We start from the raw sequence: 21,265 nt of genomic DNA on the forward strand, positions 1-21,265 counted from the left end.
CCAAGGGCTCGGTGGCGATGATGTAGCGCGATGATGTAGCTGCCGGCGGGCAGCACCTTGCCGCCCAGCTCTGGGTTGAGGCCGTTGTGGTAGGCGTTGCAGCACAGCACCAGGGTCTTGGCGCGGACCTGGCCCTGGGCGGTGTGCACCCTCACCTCAGTGCCGTATTCGATACGGGTGACTTCCGACTGCTCGTACAAATGCACGCCCAGGCGGCTCGCGGCGGCGGCTTCGCCGAGCGCCAGGTTGAGCGGGTGCAGGTGGCCCGAGCCCATGTCCACCAGGCCACCGACATAGCGATCGGAGCCCACCACGCTGTGCATCTCGCCGGGCTGCACCAGGCGCAGTTCGTGGCGGTAGCCCAGGCTGCGCAGTTCCTCGGCGTCTTCGGCGAAGCCGGCCAGCTCGGCGGGCTTGTTGGCCAGGTCGCAGTAGCCCCAGCGCAGGTCGCAGTCGATGGCATGGCGCTCGATGCGCTCGCGCACGATGTCCACGGCTTCCAGGCCCATCAGCTTGAGGCTGCGTACACCTTCTTCGCCCAGCACCGGCAGGAAGCGTTCGACATCGTGGCCGACCCCGCGAATCAACTGCCCACCGTTGCGCCCACTGGCCCCCCAGCCGAGCTTGCGGGCTTCCAGCACGATCACCGAGAAGCCGCGTTCAGCCAGTTCGATGGCGGTGTTCAGGCCCGAGTAGCCGCCGCCGACGATGCACACGTCGGCCCGCTGTTCGCCTTGCAGGAACGGGTGGTCGGGGTGTGGCGCGCTGCTGGCGGCGTAGTAGGAGGCGGCGTGCTGCGCGCTGTGGATCATCTCGAAGGCCTTGGGAGCTTGGGGAGGGGCGAGGATAAGCCGGGGTTTCGCGGTTGGGCAACCGGGCTTGCCTGGCCAAGAGGCTCTATAATCCACCGCACCCCTCGAAGACACGCCACGCCATGCCCTGCAACCGCCATAAAATCCACTTCCTGCGCGAACTCATCCCCTCGTTCGAGTGCGAGCCCGGCTGCCACGACTGCTGCGGCCCGGTCACCACCTCCAGCGAAGAGATGGCTCGCCTGCCGCGCAAGACCCAGGCCGAGCAGGACGCCGCGCTGCAGCGCCTGGACTGCGTGCACCTCGGCCCGCAAGGCTGCACGGTGTATGAAGAGCGCCCGATGATCTGCCGCCTGTTCGGCACCACCGAACGGCTGCCTTGCCCACGGGGGCGAGGCCCAGCGCAGATGATCGAGCCCGAGGCCGAACAGCTGGTGCATCAGTTCATTGCCACCACGCGCCAGGTGCTGGTCTGAGGCTCAGTCCGGAATCGGCAGGCACAGGCTCTCTTTCACTTCTTCCATGACGATGTAGCTCTTCGACTCGCGCACGTGCGGCAGCTTGAGCAGGATGTCGCCCAAAAGCTTGCGGTACGAGGCCATTTCGGAAATGCGCGCCTTCACCAGGTAGTCGAAGTCGCCCGACACCAAATGGCATTCCAGCACATGGGGCAGCTTGAGCACCGCGCGGCGAAATTCCTCGAAGGTATCGCCGGACTTGTAGTCCAGGCTGATCTCCACGAACACCAACAAGCTACCCTTGAGGTGTTGCGGGTTGAGGCGGGCGTTGTAGCCCATGATGATGCCCTCGCGCTCCAGGCGGCGTACGCGCTCGGTGCAGGGGGTGGTGGAAAGCCCGACTTTCTCGCCCAGTTCGGTGAAGGAGATACGCCCGTCATTTTGCAGGATGCGCAAAATGTTGCGGTCGATCTTGTCCAGTTCACGTTTGCTCTGGTGCTGGGTTCTCATAGGGGATGCCCCTCCGTGAAAGGCGTTCTTGCCAAGAATTCTCGCCAAATATAGGCGTTTATATAGTGAATAGCACTGGGTTGTAGTCCATATACTGCGCGCATCCATGCCTTTTCAACAAAACAGCGCGGTGCGCCGCGTGCGAGGGATAGACAATGCGAGTTCTGGTACTTGGTAGCGGTGTGATCGGAACCGCCAGTGCCTACTACCTGGCCCGGCAAGGTTTCGAAGTGACGGTGGTCGACCGCCAGCCGGCGGTGGCCATGGAAACCAGTTTCGCCAACGCCGGCCAGATCTCGCCTGGCTACGCCTCGCCCTGGGCCGCGCCTGGTGTACCGCTCAAAGCCATCAAGTGGCTGCTCGAGCGCCATGCACCGCTGGCCATCAAGCTTACCGGTGACGTCGACCAGTACCTGTGGATGGCGCAGATGCTGCGCAACTGCACCGCCAACCGCTATGCGGTGAACAAGGAGCGCATGGTGCGCTTGTCCGAGTACAGCCGCGACTGCCTCGATGAGCTGCGCGCTGAAACCGGCATCGCTTATGAGGCCCGCACCCTGGGCACCACCCAGCTGTTCCGTACCCAGGCCCAGGTCGATGCTGCCGCCAAGGACATCGCCGTGCTGGAGCAGTCTGGCGTGCCCTACGAGCTGCTCGACCGCGATGGCATCGCCCGCGCAGAACCCGCCCTGGCCGGTGCCAAGCACATCCTCGCCGGCGCGCTGCGCCTGCCCAACGACCAGACCGGCGACTGCCAGCTGTTCACCACCCAACTGGCCGACATGGCCACCAAGCTGGGTGTGGAGTTCCGCTTCGGCCAGGACATCCAGCGCCTGGATTTCGCGGGCGACCGCATCAATGGCGTGTGGATCGACGGCAAGCTGGAAACCGCCGACCGCTATGTGCTGGCCCTGGGCAGCTACTCGCCGCAGCTGCTCAAGCCGCTGGGCATCAAGGCTCCGGTGTACCCGCTCAAGGGCTACTCGCTGACCGTGCCGATCACCAACGCCGACATGGCGCCGACCTCGACCATCCTCGACGAGACCTACAAGGTTGCCATCACCCGTTTCGACAACCGCATTCGCGTGGGCGGCATGGCCGAAATCGCCGGTTTTGACCTGTCGCTGAACCCACGTCGGCGCGAAACGCTGGAGATGATCGTCAACGACCTTTATCCTCACGGCGGCGACCTGGCCCAGGCGAGTTTCTGGACCGGCCTGCGCCCGGCTACCCCGGATGGCACGCCCATCGTCGGTGCCACGGCGTTCCGTAAACTGTTCCTCAACACAGGCCACGGCACCCTGGGCTGGACCATGGCATGCGGCTCCGGGCGCCTGCTGGCCGACCTGATCGCGCGCAAGAAGCCGCAGATCAGCGCCGAAGGGCTGGATATCTTCCGCTATGGCAGCCACCGCGAGGCGGCCAAGCACGCCAGCCCGGCGCCGGCTCACCAGTGAACCCTTGATGCCTGTGTTGGCTGCTTCGCGAAGCAGCCAACACCGCTTTACCGTCATGCAACAGAACCGCCAGAAGGCTGCCCCATGCGTCCCGCCCGTGCCCTGATCGACCTCCAAGCCCTGCGCCACAACTACCGCCTGGCCCGCGAACTCAGCGGCGCCAAGGCCCTCGCCGTGGTCAAGGCCGACGCCTATGGCCATGGCGCAGTGCGCTGCGCCCTGGCCCTGGAGGCCGAGGCCGATGGCTTCGCCGTGGCCTGCATCGAGGAAGCCCTGGAGCTGCGTGCCGCGGGCATCAAGGCGCCGGTGCTGCTGCTCGAAGGCTTCTTCGAGGCCAGCGAGCTGGCGCTGATCGCCGAGCACGACCTGTGGTGCGTGGTGCATTCGCTGTGGCAGCTGGAGGCCATCGAGCAGACGGCGATGCACAAGCCGGTGAACGTCTGGCTCAAGCTCGACAGCGGCATGCACCGCGTCGGCCTGCACCCGAAGGACTACCAGCACGCCTACCAGCGCCTGCTGGCCAGCGGCAAGGTCGCGCGCATCGTGCTGATGAGCCACTTCGCCCGCGCCGATGAACTGGACGCCAGCACCACCGAGCAGCAAGTGGCGGTGTTCGAGGCGGCGCGCCAGGGCCTGGCTGCCGAAGTCAGCCTGTGCAATTCCCCCGGCGTGCTGGCCTGGCCACAGGTAGCTGGCGACTGGGCGCGGCCGGGCATCATGCTGTATGGCGCCACGCCGTTCGAGGTGGAGCAGGCGCAGGCGGCGCGCCTGCAGCCGGTGATGACCCTGCAATCGCGCATCATCAGCGTACGCGAACTGCCGACCGGCGAGCCGGTGGGCTATGGCGGCAAGTTCACCAGCATTCACCCGACCCGTGTTGGCGTGGTCGCCATGGGTTACGCCGACGGCTACCCGCGCCACGCGCCGACCGGCACCCCGGTGGTGGTCGCTGGTAAGCTCACCCGGCTCATCGGCCGGGTGTCGATGGATATGCTCTGCGTCGACCTGACTGCGGTCCAGGAAGCCACAGTCGGCAGCCCGGTGGAGCTGTGGGGCAAGCAGGTGCTGGCCAGCGACGTGGCTCAGCACGCCGATACCATCCCCTACCAGCTGTTCTGCAACCTCAAGCGCGCCCCGCTGGATTATTACGGCGGATAAGCCGCCAAAGCGGACGGGCTGGGGCCTCGAGTGTTGTAAATACTGAACGGCGTTGCCATCATATCGTTCACATTCGACCCCACCTCGACCGTTTCAGGAGGCTCACGCTTTGGACGTCGGCGAACGACTTCAAGCCATCCGCAAGCTCAAGGGCCTGTCCCAGCGCGAACTCGCCAAGCGCGCGGGGGTGACCAACAGCACCATCTCGATGATCGAGAAGAACAGCGTGAGCCCGTCGATCAGCTCCCTGCGCAAGGTGCTCAGCGGCATTCCCATGTCGATGGTCGAGTTCTTTTCCGTCGAGCTGGCGCCGGAAAGCCCTACTCAGGTGGTGTACAAGGCCCACGAGCTGATCGACATTTCCGACGGCGCGGTCACCATGAAACTGGTGGGCAAGTCGCACCCCAACCGCGCCATCGCCTTCCTCAACGAGGTGTACCCGCCGGGCGCCGATACCGGTGAGGAAATGCTCACCCACGACGGCGAGGAAACCGGCATCCTGCTCGAAGGCCGCCTGGAACTGGTGGTCGACGCCGAGACCTTCATTCTCGAAGCCGGTGACAGCTACTACTTCGAAAGCACCCGCCCGCACCGTTTTCGCAACCCTTTTGATGAGCCGGCCCGGCTGATCAGTGCGGCCACCCCGTCGAATTTTTGATCCAGCGCAGGGTATTGTGAAGCCAATACCCCTTTCCCCAGTAGGGTCGTTTCACGCCTTCCAGGTTGCCGCTATACTTTCCAACGCCCGCGAACCGTGGCCGCGGGCGTGATTAGCCACCATGAGGGTGTACGCGTGAACCAAATCAAGAAGATGCTGGCCGTACCAGCAGCCGTATTCGCCCTGTGGGCGCTAAACGCACACGCAGCGACCAACGACGACATTGCCAAGCGCCTCGAGCCGGTCGGCCAGGTGTGCGTGCAGGGGCAGGAGTGCAAGGGCATGGAAGTGGTGGCCACAGCGGGCGGTGGTGGCGCCAAGACCCCTGACGAAGTCATCGCCAAGCACTGCAATGCGTGCCATGGCACTGGCCTGCTGAACGCGCCGAAAATCGGCGATACCGCAGCGTGGAAAGAGCGCGCCGATCACCAGGGCGGCCTCGATGGCATCCTGGCCAAGGCTATTACCGGGATCAACGCCATGCCGCCGAAGGGCACCTGCGCCGATTGCTCGGATGAAGACCTGAAGAACGCGATCAAGAAGATGTCCGGGCTTTGAGCCTGGGCTGAGTACAGCGAAACCCGCCCTGCCTGGCGGGTTTTGTTTTTTGTGGTGCCTGTACCGGCCCTATCGCGGGACAAGCCCGCGATAGGGGCAGTAAAAGCAGCAAATCAGCTAGCGTGATGGTCATATCCCTGTAAGCCGAGAAGCCCAGGAGCCCACCCATGCCTCAACGCTGTTCCCTCGACCAGGCCGTCGACCAGGCCCTGGCCCGCCTCCCAGCCCACATCCACATGGGCCTGCCACTGGGCCTGGGCAAGCCCAACGCCTTCGTTAATGCCCTGTACGCACGCATATGCGACACCCCCGAGCGCCAGCTGACGATCTACACCGCGCTCAGCCTCGGTCGCCCGCCCCTGGGCAAGGGCCTGCAACGGCGCTTCCTCGAGCCCTTCGTCGAGCGGGTATTCGGCGACTACGAAGAGCTCGACTACCTCACCGACCTGCGCAACGACAACCTGCCGCCAAACATCCACGTCGAACAGTTCTTCATGCAACCCGGCTCATTGCTGCACAGTTCCCAGGCGCAGCAAGATTATGTGAGTAGCAACTACAGCCACGCCGCCCGCGACATCAACGCCAAGGGCCTGAACCTGATCGCCCAATTGGTGGCGCACACCCCGGAGCGCCCCGGCCATCTGAGCCTGGCCTGCAACCCCGACATCACCCTCGACCTGCTGCCAATGGTTGAAAAGCGCCGCGCCACAGGCGAAACCATCTTGGTATTGGGCCAGGTACACGCCGAGTTGCCCTATATGCCAGGCGATGCCGAACTGCCGCTCGAGGCCTTCGACCTGCTGCTCGATGAGCCCGAACAGCGTCGGCTGTTCTCCACGCCGAACATGCCGGTCACCACCCAGGACCACTGCATCGGCTTGCACGTCAGCACCCTGGTGCGCGATGGCGGCACCTTGCAGATCGGCATCGGCGCCATGGGCGATGCGGTGGCCGCCGCGCTGCTGGCGCGCCAAGGCGACAACGAAGGCTATCGCGCGCTGCTGGCCGACCTCGACATCACCCCCTGGCAGGCGCTGATCGACCGCGAAGGCGGGCAGGAGGCCTTCGCCCAGGGGCTGTACGGTTGCAGCGAGATGTTCGTCAATGGCCTGTTGGCACTGGCCGAGGCCGGTGTAGTCCGGCGCCCGGCAGACGAGCACGGCGTGCTGGTACACGGCGGCTTCTTCCTCGGCCCCGGCGATTTCTACCAACGCCTGCGGGAAATGCCTCTGGAACAGCGCGAGCGCTACGCCATGAGCGCCATCAGCTTCATCAACGAGCTGTACGGCGATGAGCCCCTCAAGCGCCGCCAGCGCCGCGACGCGCGCTTCGTCAACACGGTGTTCGGCATGACCCTGCTGGGCGCCGGGGTGGCCGACCAGCTCGAAGATGGCCGGGTACTTAGCGGTGTGGGTGGGCAATACAACTTCGTTGCGCAAGCCCATGCGCTGGAGGACGCCCGCTCGATCCTGCTGCTGCGCAGCTGGCGCGAATCTGGCGGCGAGGTAAGCTCCAACCTGTTCTGGAACTACGGCCACTGCACCATCCCCCGGCACCTGCGCGACATCGTGGTGACCGAGTACGGCATTGCCGACCTGCGTGGGCAGACCGACAGCGAGGTGATCGCGCGCCTGCTGGCGGTGAGCGATTCACGCTTTCAGAGTGATTTGCTGGTGCAAGCCAAGAAGGCCGGCAAGTTGCCCCTGGACTTCGCGCTGGCACCACGCTTCACCGAAAACACCCCCGAGCGGCTGGAGGCGATACGCGCCCGGCATGCGCGGTTGTTCCCGGAGTATCCGCTGGGCAGTGACTTCACCGCCGAGGAAAAGGATTTGCTGCGGGCGCTGAACTGGATCAAGAGCAAGTTCAAGATCAGTGAGGCGTTCGGGCTGGGCAAGGCGGCGCTGGAGGCGGGGGAGGACGAGGGGTATGCGGCGCACCTGGAGCGCATGGGGCTGGTGCAGCCGAACAGCCTCAAAGAGGAGTTGTATCGGCGGTTGCTGGTGGCGGGGTTGCAGGCGACCCAGCGGTGACATCAGGGGCTGCTACGCAGCCCAATCGCGGGCTTGTCCCGCGATTGGGCCGCATATTCATCAATCGATAAAGCTCACCACCCCACCTTCCAGCGACTTCACCCGCGCCAGCGACTCCACACGGTAGCCCTGGGCATCCAGCTCGGCACGCCCACCCTGGAACGACTTCTCGATCACGATACCCAGCCCCGCCACAGTGGCGCCGGCCTGCTTGATGATCGAGATCAGCGCCTGGGAAGCCTTGCCGTTGGCCAGGAAGTCGTCGATCACCAGCACGCGGTCGCTGCTGTTGAGGTGGCGCGGCGAGACGGCTACGGTGTTCTCGGTCTGCTTGGTGAAGGAATACACCGAGGCGGTCAGCAGGTTCTCGGTCAGGGTCAGCGACTGGTGCTTGCGCGCGAAAATCACCGGCACGCCCAGCTTCAGGCCGGTCATCACCGCAGGGGCGATGCCCGAGGCCTCGATGGTGACGATCTTGGTCACGCCGGAATCTGCGAACAGGCGGGCGAACTCATCGCCGATCAGCTGCATCAGCGCCGGGTCGATCTGGTGGTTGAGAAACGCGTCGACTTTGAGAACCTGATCGGAAAGCACGATGCCTTCTTCGCGAATCTTCTGTTGCAGTGCTTGCACGGTGTATCTCCGATGTAGCCAAGTTGGCCGCAACAAGCGGCAACGTTAAAGAGTAAGGGTTGTTCAGCGCTTGAGCATCGCCCGGATATCGGCCAAGGCGTTGTTGCCGCGCGCGGCTTTGACTTCTACAGGTGCATCGTCCAGGCCTTCCCACGACAGGTCGTCCGGCGGCAGTTCGTCGAGGAAGCGGCTGGGCGTGCAGTCGATGATCTCGCCGTACTGCTTGCGCTTGGCGGCGAAGGTGAAGGCCAGGGTCTGGCGCGCGCGGGTAATGCCCACGTAGGCCAGGCGGCGCTCTTCCTCGATGGTGTCGGCTTCGATGCTGGAGCGGTGCGGGAGGATTTCCTCCTCCATGCCCATGATGAACACGTAGGGGAACTCCAGGCCCTTGGAGGCGTGCAGGGTCATCATCTGCACACCCTCGGCGTTCTCTTCCTCTTCCTGCTGGCGCTCGAGCATGTCACGCAGCACCAGCTTGCCGATGGCGTCCTCGATGGTCATGTCACCCTCTTCGTCTTTCTCGAGGGTGTTCTTCAGGGCATCGATGAGGAACCAGACGTTGCTGATACGGAAGTCTGCGGCCTTGTCGCTGGCGGTGTTCTGGCGGATCCAGTTCTCGTAGTCGATGTCGCGCACCATCTCGTGCAGCGCGGCGATCGGGTCTTCCAGGGCGACCTTCTGGCGCACCCCGTCGAGCCAGTGCTTGAAGCGCTGCAAGCGCTCGGTGTAGCGCGCATCCAGGTGCTCGCCCAGGCCCAGCTCGTCGCTGGCGGCATACATCGACACACCGCGCTCGGTGGAATAGTTGCCGAGTTTTTCCAGGGTGGTGGAGCCGATTTCCCGGCGCGGCACGTTGATTACCCGCAGGTAGGCGTTGTCGTCGTCCGGGTTCACCAGCAGGCGCAGGTAGGCCATCAGGTCCTTGACTTCCTGGCGGCCGAAGAAGCTGTTGCCGCCCGACAGGCGATAGGGCACCTGGTGGTGCTGCAATTTCAGCTCGATCAGCTTGGCCTGGTAGTTGCCCCGGTAGAGGATGGCGAAGTCGCTGTAGGGCCGGTCGGTGCGCAGGTGCAGGGTGAGGATTTCCATGGCCACGCGCTCGGCCTCGGCTTCCTCGTTCTTGCAGCGGATCACACGGATCTCGTCGCCCACGCCCATCTCGCTCCACAGCTGCTTTTCGAACGCATGCGGGTTGTTGGCGATCAGCACGTTGGCGCAACGCAGGATGCGGCTGGTGGAGCGGTAGTTCTGCTCGAGCATGACGATCTTCAGGGAGGGGTAGTCCTCCTTGAGCAGCATCAGGTTCTCAGGGCGCGCGCCACGCCAGGCGTAGATCGACTGGTCGTCGTCGCCCACCACGGTGAACTGGTTGCGCATGCCGATAAGCATCTTCACCAGCAGGTACTGGCTGGCGTTGGTGTCCTGGTATTCGTCCACCAGCAGGTAGCGCACGCGGTTCTGCCAGCGCTCGAGCACTTCGGGGTGCTCCTGGAACAGTTTCACCGGTTGCAGGATCAGGTCGTCGAAGTCCACCGCGTTGAACGCCTTGAGCGTGCGCTGGTAGTGGGTGTAGACGATCGCGGCGGTCTGCTCGCGCGGGTTGCGGGCTTTTTCCAGGGCCTCGGCGGGCAGGATCAGGTCGTTCTTCCAGGCACCGATCATGTTCTTGATCTCGTCGATGCCGTCGTCGCCGGAGTATTCCTTCTGCATGATGTCCGACAGCAACGCCTTGATGTCGGACTCGTCGAAGATCGAGAAACCTGGCTTGTAGCCCAGCTTGTCGTGCTCCTTGCGGATGATGTTCAGCCCCAGGTTGTGGAAGGTGCACACGGTCAGGCCGCGGCCTTCGCCGGGGCGCAGCAGGGTGCCGACCCGCTCCTTCATCTCGCGCGCGGCCTTGTTGGTGAAGGTCATGGCGACGATGTACTGGGCGCGGATGCCGCAGTTCTGGATCAGGTGGGCAATCTTGCGTGTGATCACGCTGGTCTTGCCGGAACCTGCACCGGCGAGCACCAGAAGGGGGCCGCCGACGTAGTCGCGGGCTTCCTGTTGCCGGGGGTTGAGTCGGGACATGCTAGAAACCGGGGGTAACCAGAAAATAGCCGCGCATTCTAGCAGGCATGGCCGGTTTTTGGCGCGACCGTCTGGCAACGTGATGTGCGAAACACAATTGCGGGCGCGACGACTTTCGAGCAGGATGCACGACAAAATATGTCGGCATGCTGGCCAGGGAATGCCACGCAGTAATAGTGAGAATCATTTCCACTTATCGGGTAGGATAGCCCGCCCCCGCCGCTCACCGTCCAAGCCCTAAGGAGCTCGCTTGTCCACGCCTGTCGAACCATTGCGTTTGCTGCTGTTGGCCGATGAGCCGGAATGGGCTGCCCTGCTGCGCGAGTGCGTGCAGTCGCTGGCTGGCAGCGCGGTATTGTTGACCGCGCCGAACTGGGAGGCGGTCGACAGCCTGTTCGCCCATGACCGCCAGGCTGTAGTCCTCGCTACCCCGGCCTTGCAACCGGCACCTGGGCGTTGCGACTTGCCGACCATCCTGTTGCTCGACCACGAGCCTGAAACCGCGCCAGTAGGCGTCAGCGACTGGCTGGTGCGCAGTCAACTGAGTGACGACGCCTTGCGCCGTTCGCTGCGCCATGTGCGCGAGCGCGGCGTGTTGGTGGCGACCTTGCAGCGCCTGGCCGAGCAAGACCCACTGACCGGCATCGCCAACCGCCAAGGCTTCCAGGCCCTGCTGACCGCGCGCCTGGCCGAGAACGATGGCCGCGGCCTGGCCCTGGGGCACCTGGACCTCGACAACTTCCGCCACGTCAACGACGCCCTGGGCCACCAGGGTGGCGACCGCTTGATTTTGCAGGTGGTCACCCGCCTCAAGCAGCAGCTGGAAGCAGGCGACCAACTGGCGCGCCTAGGCAGCGACGAATTCGCCCTGCTGATCGACACCCGCCGCGACCCTAACCGTGCCGAATGGATCGCCGAGCGCATCGTCGAGGCGCTGGCCGAGCCGTACTGGATCGACGGCGAGAGCCTGTTGCTGGGTTGCAGCCTGGGCCTGGCCCACGCTCGTGCCCAGGCCGGCGCCGACCCGCTGATGTGGCACGCGCACATCGCCATGCGCCAGGCCAAGGGCAGCCAGGGCTGCACCTTCCACGTGTTCAACGAACGCATCAACCGCAACGCCCGCAGCCTGGCCGACCTCGAAGGCGAGCTGCGCCGCGCCTTGCGCCGCGACGAGCTGGAGCTGCACTACCAGCCGCGGCTGAACTTGGCCGACGGGCGCATCGTCGGCCTCGAAGCCCTGGTGCGCTGGCGTCACGCCGAGCGTGGGCTGCTGCCGCCGAGCGAGTTCGTGCCGCTGGCCGAGCAGAGCGGGCTGATCGTGCCGCTGGGGTACTGGGTCATCTCCCGGGCCCTGCGCGACATGCAGGCCCTGCGCGAGCGTGGCCTGACGCCGCTGCACATGGCGGTGAACCTGAGCTTCCGCCAGTTCCAGGACAGCCAGCTGCTGGCCACCCTCAGCCGCCTGATCGTCGAGCACGGCGTGGATGCGCGCTGGCTGGAGTTCGAACTGACCGAAACCGCCGTGATGCGCCGCAACGAGCTGGTGCGCCAGACCATGGATGCCCTGGGCCGCCTGGGTGTGCGCTTCTCGCTGGATGACTTCGGCACTGGGTTCTCGTCGTTCGTGCACCTGAACAGCTTGCCGATCACCCTGCTCAAGGTCGACCGCAGCTTTGTCGGCTGCATGGACCAGCGCGAGGAAAACAGCAAGCTGGTGCACGCGATGATCAACTTGGCGCACAACCTCAATCTGGAGGTGGTGGCCGAGGGGGTCGAGAGCGAGGAGCAGATGGCGATGCTGCGTGAGTTCGGCTGTGACCAGGTGCAGGGGTTCCTGGTCAGTCGGCCATTGCCGATCGATGAGTTGATCGAGTACCTGTTGCAGGCGGACAAGCCGCAGTTGGTGAGTGTTTAGCTGCGCCAGGCCGATAGATCGGCGGTGACGCCTTCGCGGGCAAGCCCGCTCCTACAGGGGCAACGGTGAACCTGTAGGAGCGGGCTTGCCCGCGAAGAAAACACCACCGATTTCAGGCCGAAACCGCAGCTCCAATGCCAGCCTTGCCCAGCATCCGCTTCATCCGCCATTCGAAGGCAAAGGTCAGCGCCACCGCCGCGCACGCCAGCCCCAGCGCCAGGCCCCACCACACGCCCTGCGCGCCACCGCCGAAGGTGAAAGCAAACGCCCAGGCGCTCGGCGCCCCCACCAGCCAGTAGCAACCCAGGCCGATCAGGAAGGTGGTCTTGGCATCTTTCAACCCCCGAATCGAGCCCATGGCAATCGTCTGCACGCCATCGAACAGCTCGAACCAGGCCGCCACCATCACCAACTGCACTGCCAACTGGAAGATCGCAGCGAAGGCTGGGTCGTCGCGGTCGATGAACAGCCCCACCAGCGTGTCTGGCAGCAGCCAGAACAACGCGGCGAACCCGAGCATCATGGTCGCGCCGAAGGCGATCCCGACCCGGCCAGCGCTACGGGCCGCCAGCAGGTTGCCTGCGCCGTAGTACAGGCCCACGCGCATGGTCACCGCGTACGACAGCCCGGCCGGCACCATGAACGCGGTGGAGATGATCTGCAAGGCGATCTGGTGCGCGGCAAGTTGCGTGCTGCCTAGCACGCCCATGAGCAACACGGCAAAGCCGAACAAGCCCACCTCGACCATGTAGGTGCCACCGATCGGCAGGCCCAGCCGCCACAACTCGCGCAGCGCCGGCAGGGAAGGGCGCGACAGGCCCTTGCGCAGCGGGTAGGCCTCGTAGGCCGAGTGCCAGCGGATGTACAGCGCCAGGGCGATGGCCATGCCCAACGATACCAGCGCAGTGACCAGGCCGATGCCCACCAGCCCCAGGTGCGGCAGGCCGAACATACCCTCGATCAGCGCATGGTTGAACAGGTAGTTGAGCACCGTGCCGACCAGGCTGATGACCATCACCGGCGTCGAATGTCCCAGTGCGCTGGTGAAGCCGCGCAGGGCCATGAACGTGAGGTAGCCGGGCAGGGCCAGGGGCAGAAGGGTGAGGAACTGCATGGCTGCCTCGACGTTGGCCGGTTGCTGGCCGAACAGCAACAGCACCGGGCCCAGGTTCCACAGCACCAGCATCGCCACCAGTGCCAGGCCCCAGGCCAGCCATACCCCGGCCTGGGCCAGGCGCGTGGCGCCGGCGATATCGCCCGCGCCCTTGCGGATCGCCACCAGGGTACCGACTGCGGCGATCACCCCCAGGCAGAAGATCGACACGAACGAATAGCTCGCTGCGCCCAGGCCGCCACCGGCCAGGGCCTGGGGGCTGATGCGGGCCATCATCAGGGTGTCGGTGAGCACCATCAGCATGTGCGCCAACTGCGAGGCGATCAGCGGCCCGGCCAGGCGCAGCAAAGCCTTGAGTTCGGTGGCGGGCGCGACATGCATGGGGGAGCTCCTCTCCTGGTGGAATGCTAGGAAGGGCGATTCTGAAGCTTCGGTCAACTTTGCACAAAAGGATAAAAGCGATCGTTTACATGAGTTAAACTCATGCTTGTATGATCGGGCCTATATCGTGCTCCCCCACGTATGACAGGTATCTCATGTCTCGCAAGCTTCCCCCGCTGTATGCCTTGCGCGCATTCGAAGCCGCTGCCCGGCTGAGCTCATTCACCCGCGCCGGTGAAGAGCTGTCGATCACCCAGAGCGCCGTCAGCCGGCATATCCGTACGCTTGAGGAGCACTTCGCCTGCCGCCTGTTCGTGCGCAATGGCCGCAACCTGCAACCTACCGAGGCGGCGCGCTTGCTGCTGCCCGGCGTGCGTGACGGCTTCGCGGCGCTGGAGCGGGCCTGCCATACCTTGCGCGGCGAAGATGACATCCTGCGCATGAAGGCCCCCTCGACCCTGACCATGCGCTGGTTGCTGGCGCGTCTGAGCCGCTTTCGCCACTTGCAGCCGGGCAACGAGGTGCAACTGACCAGCGCCTGGATGGATGTCGACCATGTCGACTTCAACCAGGAGCCGTTCGACTGCGCGGTGCTGCTCAGCGATGGCAACTTCCCCGCCGACTGGGAGGTGCGCCGCCTGTTCGCTGAGTTGCTGATTCCGGTCGGCGCCCCGGACTTGCTGGCCGAAGGCCCTTGGGACGTTCGGCGGCTGGCCAGTGTCGAGCTGCTGCACCCCACCCCCGACAAGCGTGACTGGGGTAGTTGGCTGGCGCGCATGGGCTTGGCCGAGCAGGTGTCGCTCAAGGGCGGTCAGGTGTTCGACACCCTGGAGCTGGGCATGATCGCGGCCGCCCGTGGCTATGGCGTGTCGATGGGTGACTTGCTGATGGTTGCCGAGGACGTGGCGCAGGGGCGCCTGAGCCTGCCGTGGCCGACGGCGGTGGCCAGTGGGCTGGACTACTACCTGGTGTGGCCGCGTACCCGACCGGGCGGGGAGCGCTTGCGGCGCCTGAGCGGGTTTCTGCAAGAAGAAGCGGCGACGATGAACCTGCCGGATGTGGAAGTCCTGGCAGCGGGGTAGGCGCCTGTGCCGGCCCTCCAACAGGTACGAAGCCGTTTGTCAGGCCGCTGCCGAACCTGTGGGAGAGGGCTTGCCCCGCAATAGGGCCTTCTGCTGACAGGAAAACGTTTGCGTATTTCCCCCATCGACACTCAAGTATTCACGAACGACGCCGATCTCCTGTCACCACAACGCCCCACAAGAGAGCGTTTATACCCAGCGTGCGGCCTTTGCGATCAGGAAGATCCCGGCCCTTCGCCAAGGAGCCTTGCCATGCCTCAACCCCGTGCCCGGATCGCCTCACAGCTCGGCATCGCCCTCGCCATCGTGCTGGCGGCGGTGATTTCCGGCAGTACCCTGTTCGCCCTGCGCTCGCTGGACGACGCCAACATCGCCACGCGCCAGCAGCACTTGGGCAGCGAAGCGCGCCTGTTGGCCGACCAGTTGGACACCTTCCACGGTTCGCTCAAGGACAACACCCAGCGTCTGAGCGGGTTGTTCGAGCAGCGCTTCGCTTCGGGCCTGTCGGTGCACAACGGCGAGAACGTCGATGTGGCCGGGCAACCTGCGCCAGCGCTGTACCTGGGTGACAGCCTGCTGAACAACAACTTCCAGCAGGTCGACGACTTCAAGCGCCTGACCGCGGGCGTTGCGACCTTGTTCGTGCGCAGCGGCGATGACTTCATCCGCATCAGCACCTCGCTGACCAAGCAGGACGGCAGCCGCGCCATCGGCACCAAGCTCGACCGCCAGCACCCGGCCTACAAGCCGTTGATGGCCGGGCAGACCTACGTGGGCCGGGCGCTGCTGTTCGAGCGCAACTACATGACCCGCTACGTGCCAGTGCGCGATGGTGCAGGGCAGATCATGGCCGTGCTGTTCGTCGGCTTCGACTACACCGATGCGCAGAACGCCCAGTTCGCCAACCTCAAGCGCTTCCGCATCGGCCAGACCGGCTCGCTGGCCCTGCTCGACGAGCAGGGCAAGTGGTTGGTGCCGCCAGCGGGCGTGGCCGATGAAGTTGCGGCGGCCAAGGAATTGGCCGGGCAACCGGTAGGGCATTTCTGGCAGAGCGGCGAGCGGCAGATCTTCAGCGTCTCCGAGCCGTTTGCCGAAGGCCCATGGACAGTAGTGGCCAGCATGCCCGAGGCCGAGATTCGCGATGTGACCTGGAGCGTTGGCTTGCGCCTGGCCATCGGCAGCCTGCTGGCAATGCTGCTGGCGGTCGCCGCCACCCTGTGGCTGCTGCGCCGCAAACTGCGCCCCCTGGACGACCTGGTGCGCCAGGCCGAAGCCCTTGGCGCGGGCGACCTCAGCGCGCGCCTGTCGGTCACCAGCAACGACGAGATCGGCCAGCTGGCCCGCAGCTTCAACAAGATGGCCGATGCGCTGGCGACCATGGTCGAGCACATCCGCAGTGCCTCCGAACAGGTCAGCAGCCGTGCCCGTTCGTTGTCCGGCTTGTCGTCCGGTGCCTGCGAGGGCATGGACCAGCAGTCCGGCGAGATCACCAGCATGGCCGGTGCCGTGGAAGAATTCAGCGCCACCTCGATGAACATCGCCGACAACATGGCCGGCACCGAGCGCATGGCGCGCGACAACGCCCAGCAGACGCGCATTGGCCGCAGCGCCATGGACCAGGCCTCGTCCTCGCTCAAGCAGATCGCCGAGGCGCTGGGCGGCACTGCCCAGGTGATGGACACCCTGGGCGCGCGTTCGCAGGAAATCGGCGGCATCGTCGGGGTCATCACAGCGATTGCCGAGCAGACCAACCTGCTGGCGCTCAACGCCGCCATCGAGGCGGCGCGCGCAGGTGAGCAGGGCCGCGGCTTTGCCGTGGTGGCCGATGAGGTGCGTGGGTTGGCGGCTCGTACGCGTCAGGCTACCGATGAAATCTCCGGCATGATCGCCAGCATCCAGCAGCAGACCGGCCATGCCATCAGCACCCTGGAACAGGGCAACCACCTGATGCAGGAAGGCCTGGAGCGTAATGACAAGGTGGCCGAGGCGCTGGCGCGCATCGACGAGCAGAGCCGCCTGGCGGGCGAGCAGTTCGCCGTGATCAGCACCGCGACCCAGGAGCAGAGCAGCACCTCGACGGTGCTTAGCCGCAACCTGCAGAGCATTGCTCAAGCGAACAGCGAGCAGCGCGACGTGGCCAACGAAGTGGCCAGCACTGCGCGCGAGTTGGAAGGCTTGGCGGCGCAGTTGCGTGAGGAAGTGGACCGGTTCCGCGTAGGGCGCTGAGGCTGTCTGTAGGAGCGGGCTTGTCGGGACGCCGAACCGCCGCGAACCAGACACCGCGGTGTATGGCCAGGGCTGCGCCCTGGTTCGCGGGCAAGCCCGCTCCTACAGGTATTCCAGCCCCAAGGCCTGGGCGCAGGCCTGTAGCGAGCGCTGCTCGCTTTGCGCATACAGCGCCAACTCATCCTGCACCTGCAACCCCAGCGCCGCCTCGAAGGCCTCGCGGTTGGCGTTGCTGCCATAGTCGGCTTGGGCCTCGTCGCCCAGGTTCGACTGGAAGATGCCCGCTGCACTCACCGGCAGGAAGTCTTCGTACACCAACGCCTCGTAATGCACATGCCCCGCGTCGATCAACGCCTGCAAGGTCGTTGGCCGATCCTCCTGGCCGCGTTCGGCCAGACCTTTGTCGGTCGCGAAGTAACGGAAGTAGGCCAGCCCCTGTTCGCGCATCTGCGCCAGGGCATCCGGGAATTCGGCGAAAGTCTGCGCCAAGAGTGTTTGGTAGCGCTCGGCATTGGCCTCGGCGGGCACGCCACCGAGGGCGGCGCGGGTGGTGTCGAGCAGGCGGTCGTAGAGCAGGCGGCCCTTGGGCGTGAGCGCCGCGCCGCGCTGCTCGATCTCGCCGAAGCGCGCGGTATGGCTGCCCTGGGCGTCGTTGAACGCCACCTGCTCCTGCAAGGCCTTGAAGCTGGTCTGGCGCAGCAGGATCGGGTGGCGACGGGTGGGCGGGCCTTCGACCACGGCCTTGGGTGGAATGCCCTTGGCCGGCATGCCCAGCTGGATCGCATCGATATCCAGGGTGCGTGGGGTGAGGTGGTTGATGTGCGGGCCCTTGAACGCCACCACGTCGGCGATCAGCCGGTGCTGGTCGTGCAACTGCCGGTACTGCTCGGCGCTGACTGTGGCGTCGTGGTGCCAGCGGAAGGTGTGCAGGGCTTCTTGGACGAAACTATCGGCATCGTCGGTGTTCAGGCCGCCATCACGCTCGCATTGGGCGATCAGTTCCAGCGCACGAGGGGTAAATATCTTGCGCTTGGCCAGAATGCTGCGGGCCAGCTCGCGCAGTGGGAGGTTGTCGATCAGCTCCAGGCGCAGCAGCGAGGTGAACACCCGGAACGGGCTGATATGCAGCGACTGCTCGTGCACTGCGCGAAAGGCCGTGGAGTGCACCGGCACGCCTGCCGAGCTCAGGTCGTAGTAGCCGACCGGCGCCATGCCCATGACCGCGAACAGGCGCGCGATGGTCGCCAGTTCCTCGGCCGTGCCGACGCGGATGGCGCCGTGGCGCTCCTGGTCGAGTCGCTCCACTTCGCCCGTCCAGCGCAGCGCCTCGGCAACCTTCGGTTGCTCGGCCATGACCTGGCGGTTGATGTCGCTCACCAGTTGCAGCAACGTGCCGTACAGCGGCACTTCCTGCTTGTACATGAGCGACATGGCGGCGGAAAACTGCGCACGGATGCTGTCTGGGCTGACGAAATCGTGGGCGGGCATCGCGGGATTCCTGGGCTGGAGAAGTACCCATACATGAAAGCGGGGAATGCACTTTTGCGGCAAGCGAAAAAAAGTGCGGGGGTCATTCCGTTCGCGATTGATCTGGTTGCGATGTACCCCACCCCTGTAGGCGCGAGGGCTAAGCCAACTGGTCCTTGATCCACTCGACCAACGCCCTTACCTTCGGCACCTCCGCCGCATGCTCGGCAAACGCCAGGTAATGCGCGCCCTGGCTGCGCATCGTATGGTTCCAGGGCACCACCAGGCTGCCATCGGCCAGCTCCTTCTCTGCCAGGTAGCGCGGCACCAGCGCCACGCCACAGCCGGCCTGTGCTGCGCTCAAGGCCATGTAGAAGGTGTCGAAGCGCGGCCCGTGGTAGCTGTTGTCGGTGTGCAGGCCTTGCTCCAGGAACCACTCGTGCCAGGCCTGTGGGCGCGAGGTGCTTTGCAGCAACACCTGCTCGGCCAGCGCCCCGGCATCGGCCAGGCTGCCGCCCGCCAGCAGCTCGGGGGCGCACACCGGCACCACTTCCTCGCCGAACAACTCTACGCAAGTCGCCCCCGGCCAGGTGCCCTGGCCGAAGTAGAACACCACATCGGCCGAGCCTTGCGGCAGGGCGAAGGGTTCCATCTCGTTGCGGATGTCCAGGTGGATGTTCGGGTGGCGCTTGCCGAAACCCTTGAGGCTGGGGATCAACCAGCGCACGCCAAAACTCGGTTGAGTGGCTACTTTCAATACTTCGGTCTGCTCGCCGTAGGTCAGGACGTAGCGGCTGGACATGTCCACCTGGGTGAGGATCTTGTTCACCTCGGCCAGGTACAGCGCGCCTGCGGGCGTGAGCTGCAAGCGCCGGCGAATACGCAGGAACAGGTGATGGCGAAGCAGGTCTTCGAGCTGCGCCACCTGCTTGCTCACCGCGCTCTGGGTCAGGTGCAGCTCTTCAGCGGCGCGAGTGAAGCTGAGGTGACGGGCAGCGGCTTCGAAGCACTGCAAGGCCGTCATCGACGGCACCAGGCGTTTGGACATAGCGGTCTCTACGGCAGGGTTGTCATTACCTGGCGGAATGATAAGCGGAATAAAGGTCGTTTGTTGCACCTGAGTGATCGGATTAATACTGACCCTCACGATTTCCACCCCTTCACCGATTAGGAGAAGCACGATGGTTGCTGCATTGCTCGAGCGCCTGGGCGTCGCCGCCCAGGCTCATACCCAGGGCGACTACCCTGTCCACACGCCGATCGACGGCAGCCAGATCGCCTCGGTGAAGCTGCTCGGCAAGGCCGAGACCACTGCGCGTATCGACCAAGCGCATAAAGCCTTCGAAACCTGGCGCAATGTGCCGGCCCCACGCCGTGGCGAGCTGGTGCGGCTGTTCGGCGAAGTGCTGCGCGCGCACAAGGCCGACCTGGGCGAGCTGGTCTCGGTGGAAGCCGGCAAGATCACCCAGGAAGGCCTGGGCGAGGTGCAGGAGATGATCGACATCTGCGACTTCGCCGTCGGCCTGTCGCGTCAGCTGTATGGCCTGACCATCGCTTCCGAGCGTCCGGGCCACCACATGCGTGAATCGTGGCACCCGCTGGGTGTGGTCGGGGTGATCAGCGCCTTCAACTTCCCGGTGGCGGTATGGGCGTGGAACGCCACCCTGGCACTGGTGGCCGGTAACGCCGTGGTGTGGAAACCGTCCGAGAAGACGCCGCTCACCGCCTTGGCTTGCCAGGCATTGTTCGAGAAGGCGTTGAAGGCCTTCGGCGAAGCGCCAGAGGGCCTGAGCCAGCTGGTGATCGGGGGCCGCGAGGCGGGCGAAGCGTTGGTCGACGACCCGCGCGTGCCGCTGGTCAGCGCCACCGGCAGCACGCGCATGGGCCGTGAAGTGGGCCCGCGCGTTGCCGCGCGCTTTGGCCGCAGCATCCTCGAGCTGGGCGGCAACAACGCCATGATTCTTGCCCCCAGCGCCGACCTCGACCTGGCGGTGCGCGGCATCCTGTTCTCTGCCGTCGGTACTGCTGGCCAGCGCTGCACCACCCTGCGCCGGCTGATCGTGCACCGTTCGGTCAAGGACGAGGTGGTCGCCCGGGTGAAAGCGGCCTACGCCAAGGTGCGTATCGGCGACCCACGCAAGGACAACCTGGTCGGCCCGCTGATCGACAAGCCGTCCTTCGATGCCATGCAAGGCGCGCTGGCCAAGGCCCGCGATGAAGGTGGCCAGGTGTTCGGCGGCGAGCGCCAGCTGGCCGAGCAGTACCCGAATGCCTACTACGTGACGCCCGCCATCGTCGAAATGCCTGGGCAGAGCGAGGTGGTGCGCCATGAGACTTTCGCGCCGATCCTCTACGTGCTGGCCTACGACGATTTCGAAGACGCGCTGCGCCTGAACAACGAAGTGCCGCAGGGGCTGTCCTCGTGCATCTTCACCACCGACATCCGCGAGGCCGAATGCTTCCAGAGCGCTGCGGGCAGCGACTGCGGCATCGCCAACGTCAACATCGGCACCAGCGGGGCGGAAATCGGCGGTGCGTTCGGTGGTGAGAAGGAAACTGGGGGCGGGCGTGAGTCCGGGTCGGATTCGTGGAAGGCCTACATGCGCCGCCAGACCAACACAGTGAACTATTCGCGCGAGCTGCCGCTTGCGCAGGGCATCGTGTTCGACTGATCGCCGCAGTCCCCTGTAGGAGCGGGCTTGCCCGCGAATGGGGAGCAAGGGGAAAAAT

The 21,265-nt window shown here is 65.1% G+C and carries 17 protein-coding genes; 10 read left to right on the plus strand and 7 right to left on the minus strand.

Features of this window, described 5'->3' with window-relative positions:
• A partial coding sequence (locus ACQKPE_RS21520; protein ID WP_427668732.1) for an NAD(P)/FAD-dependent oxidoreductase occupies positions 1-812 on the minus strand: 812 nt, incomplete at its 3' end.
• Positions 813-934: 122 nt separating this feature from the next.
• On the opposite strand from ACQKPE_RS21520, the gene ACQKPE_RS21525 reads away from it, so the two are divergent.
• Positions 935-1,288 (plus strand): YkgJ family cysteine cluster protein, encoded by a 354-nt coding sequence (locus ACQKPE_RS21525; RefSeq protein WP_427668733.1) that lies wholly within the window; start codon positions 935-937, stop codon positions 1,286-1,288.
• A gap of 3 nt (positions 1,289-1,291) precedes the next feature.
• Here the strand turns inward: ACQKPE_RS21525 and dadR are convergent, their stop codons facing one another.
• Positions 1,292-1,780, minus strand: a complete 489-nt coding sequence (dadR, locus tag ACQKPE_RS21530; RefSeq protein ID WP_003258963.1) for a transcriptional regulator DadR — start codon at positions 1,778-1,780, stop codon at positions 1,292-1,294.
• Between the two features lie 155 nt (positions 1,781-1,935).
• Here dadR and dadA point away from each other — a divergent pair, with 155 nt between their 5' ends.
• The 5 genes from dadA to ACQKPE_RS21555 all read left to right on the plus strand — a co-directional run bounded on the left by dadA (position 1,936) and on the right by ACQKPE_RS21555 (position 7,644).
• Complete coding sequence (gene dadA, locus ACQKPE_RS21535) at positions 1,936-3,237, plus strand: D-amino acid dehydrogenase (protein ID WP_427668734.1); 1,302 nt, start codon at positions 1,936-1,938, stop codon at positions 3,235-3,237.
• Positions 3,238-3,321: 84 nt separating this feature from the next.
• A complete protein-coding gene (gene alr, locus ACQKPE_RS21540) occupies positions 3,322-4,395 on the plus strand; it encodes an alanine racemase (RefSeq protein ID WP_427668736.1) in 1,074 nt (357 codons plus the stop codon).
• A 109-nt stretch (positions 4,396-4,504) separates the two neighbouring features.
• Positions 4,505-5,053 carry a cupin domain-containing protein gene (locus tag ACQKPE_RS21545; protein ID WP_427668738.1) on the plus strand — a complete coding sequence of 183 codons (549 nt, stop codon included), beginning with the start codon at positions 4,505-4,507 and terminating at the stop codon, positions 5,051-5,053.
• A gap of 153 nt (positions 5,054-5,206) precedes the next feature.
• On the plus strand, positions 5,207-5,611 hold the full coding sequence (locus ACQKPE_RS21550) for a c-type cytochrome (protein WP_427668754.1): 405 nt from the start codon (positions 5,207-5,209) through the stop codon (positions 5,609-5,611).
• A 167-nt stretch (positions 5,612-5,778) separates the two neighbouring features.
• On the plus strand, positions 5,779-7,644 hold the full coding sequence (locus ACQKPE_RS21555; RefSeq protein ID WP_427668740.1) for an acetyl-CoA hydrolase/transferase C-terminal domain-containing protein: 1,866 nt from the start codon (positions 5,779-5,781) through the stop codon (positions 7,642-7,644).
• A 60-nt stretch (positions 7,645-7,704) separates the two neighbouring features.
• Here the strand turns inward: ACQKPE_RS21555 and xpt are convergent, their stop codons facing one another.
• The gene (gene xpt / locus ACQKPE_RS21560; protein WP_427668742.1) at positions 7,705-8,277 is read right to left on the minus strand and encodes a xanthine phosphoribosyltransferase; all 573 of its coding nucleotides are present in this window, start codon (positions 8,275-8,277) and stop codon (positions 7,705-7,707) included.
• Positions 8,278-8,340: 63 nt separating this feature from the next.
• The gene (gene rep, locus ACQKPE_RS21565) at positions 8,341-10,350 is read right to left on the minus strand and encodes a DNA helicase Rep (RefSeq protein ID WP_427668744.1); all 2,010 of its coding nucleotides are present in this window, start codon (positions 10,348-10,350) and stop codon (positions 8,341-8,343) included.
• Positions 10,351-10,600: 250 nt separating this feature from the next.
• Between rep and ACQKPE_RS21570 the strand changes: the two genes are divergently transcribed.
• Complete coding sequence (locus ACQKPE_RS21570; RefSeq protein WP_427668746.1) at positions 10,601-12,265, plus strand: putative bifunctional diguanylate cyclase/phosphodiesterase; 1,665 nt, start codon at positions 10,601-10,603, stop codon at positions 12,263-12,265.
• 112 nt (positions 12,266-12,377) lie between these two features.
• Here the strand turns inward: ACQKPE_RS21570 and ACQKPE_RS21575 are convergent, their stop codons facing one another.
• Positions 12,378-13,760 carry a NorM family multidrug efflux MATE transporter gene (locus ACQKPE_RS21575; protein WP_427668748.1) on the minus strand — a complete coding sequence of 461 codons (1,383 nt, stop codon included), beginning with the start codon at positions 13,758-13,760 and terminating at the stop codon, positions 12,378-12,380.
• A 155-nt stretch (positions 13,761-13,915) separates the two neighbouring features.
• Here ACQKPE_RS21575 and ACQKPE_RS21580 point away from each other — a divergent pair, with 155 nt between their 5' ends.
• Positions 13,916-14,842: a LysR substrate-binding domain-containing protein gene (locus ACQKPE_RS21580; RefSeq protein ID WP_427668749.1), complete on the plus strand. Its 927-nt coding sequence runs from the start codon at positions 13,916-13,918 to the stop codon at positions 14,840-14,842.
• A 252-nt stretch (positions 14,843-15,094) separates the two neighbouring features.
• Positions 15,095-17,068, plus strand: a complete 1,974-nt coding sequence (locus tag ACQKPE_RS21585; RefSeq protein ID WP_427668750.1) for a methyl-accepting chemotaxis protein — start codon at positions 15,095-15,097, stop codon at positions 17,066-17,068.
• A 102-nt stretch (positions 17,069-17,170) separates the two neighbouring features.
• Here the strand turns inward: ACQKPE_RS21585 and hglS are convergent, their stop codons facing one another.
• Together hglS and ACQKPE_RS21595 are read right to left on the minus strand one after the other, a co-directional pair.
• A complete protein-coding gene (hglS, locus tag ACQKPE_RS21590; RefSeq protein WP_427668751.1) occupies positions 17,171-18,556 on the minus strand; it encodes a 2-oxoadipate dioxygenase/decarboxylase HglS in 1,386 nt (461 codons plus the stop codon).
• Positions 18,557-18,695: 139 nt separating this feature from the next.
• Entirely contained in the window at positions 18,696-19,583 is an 888-nt protein-coding gene (locus ACQKPE_RS21595) for a LysR family transcriptional regulator (RefSeq protein WP_427668752.1), read from the minus strand.
• 133 nt (positions 19,584-19,716) lie between these two features.
• Here ACQKPE_RS21595 and amaB point away from each other — a divergent pair, with 133 nt between their 5' ends.
• The gene (amaB, locus tag ACQKPE_RS21600; protein WP_427668753.1) at positions 19,717-21,207 is read left to right on the plus strand and encodes an L-piperidine-6-carboxylate dehydrogenase; all 1,491 of its coding nucleotides are present in this window, start codon (positions 19,717-19,719) and stop codon (positions 21,205-21,207) included.
• Positions 21,208-21,265: the final 58 nt, after the last annotated feature.

The organism is Pseudomonas sp. NPDC089554, assembly GCF_050280645.1.
In the GTDB taxonomy this organism is placed as follows: domain Bacteria; phylum Pseudomonadota; class Gammaproteobacteria; order Pseudomonadales; family Pseudomonadaceae; genus Aquipseudomonas.

Bases quoted from the DNA above. Each gene is read 5' to 3' on its own strand.
- ACQKPE_RS21555 (WP_427668740.1), top strand. From the start codon at position 5,779: ATGCCTCAACGCTGTTCCCTCGACCAGGCCGTCGACCAGGCCCTGGCC.
- dadR (WP_003258963.1), bottom strand. From the start codon at position 1,780: ATGAGAACCCAGCACCAGAGCAAACGTGAACTGGACAAGATCGACCGC.
- hglS (WP_427668751.1), bottom strand. From the start codon at position 18,556: ATGCCCGCCCACGATTTCGTCAGCCCAGACAGCATCCGTGCGCAGTTT.
- ACQKPE_RS21595 (WP_427668752.1), bottom strand. From the start codon at position 19,583: ATGTCCAAACGCCTGGTGCCGTCGATGACGGCCTTGCAGTGCTTCGAA.
- ACQKPE_RS21575 (WP_427668748.1), bottom strand. From the start codon at position 13,760: ATGCATGTCGCGCCCGCCACCGAACTCAAGGCTTTGCTGCGCCTGGCC.
- dadA (WP_427668734.1), top strand. From the start codon at position 1,936: ATGCGAGTTCTGGTACTTGGTAGCGGTGTGATCGGAACCGCCAGTGCC.
- amaB (WP_427668753.1), top strand. From the start codon at position 19,717: ATGGTTGCTGCATTGCTCGAGCGCCTGGGCGTCGCCGCCCAGGCTCAT.
- ACQKPE_RS21580 (WP_427668749.1), top strand. From the start codon at position 13,916: ATGTCTCGCAAGCTTCCCCCGCTGTATGCCTTGCGCGCATTCGAAGCC.
- alr (WP_427668736.1), top strand. From the start codon at position 3,322: ATGCGTCCCGCCCGTGCCCTGATCGACCTCCAAGCCCTGCGCCACAAC.
- rep (WP_427668744.1), bottom strand. From the start codon at position 10,350: ATGTCCCGACTCAACCCCCGGCAACAGGAAGCCCGCGACTACGTCGGC.
- ACQKPE_RS21550 (WP_427668754.1), top strand. From the start codon at position 5,207: ATGCTGGCCGTACCAGCAGCCGTATTCGCCCTGTGGGCGCTAAACGCA.
- ACQKPE_RS21585 (WP_427668750.1), top strand. From the start codon at position 15,095: ATGCCTCAACCCCGTGCCCGGATCGCCTCACAGCTCGGCATCGCCCTC.
- ACQKPE_RS21525 (WP_427668733.1), top strand. From the start codon at position 935: ATGCCCTGCAACCGCCATAAAATCCACTTCCTGCGCGAACTCATCCCC.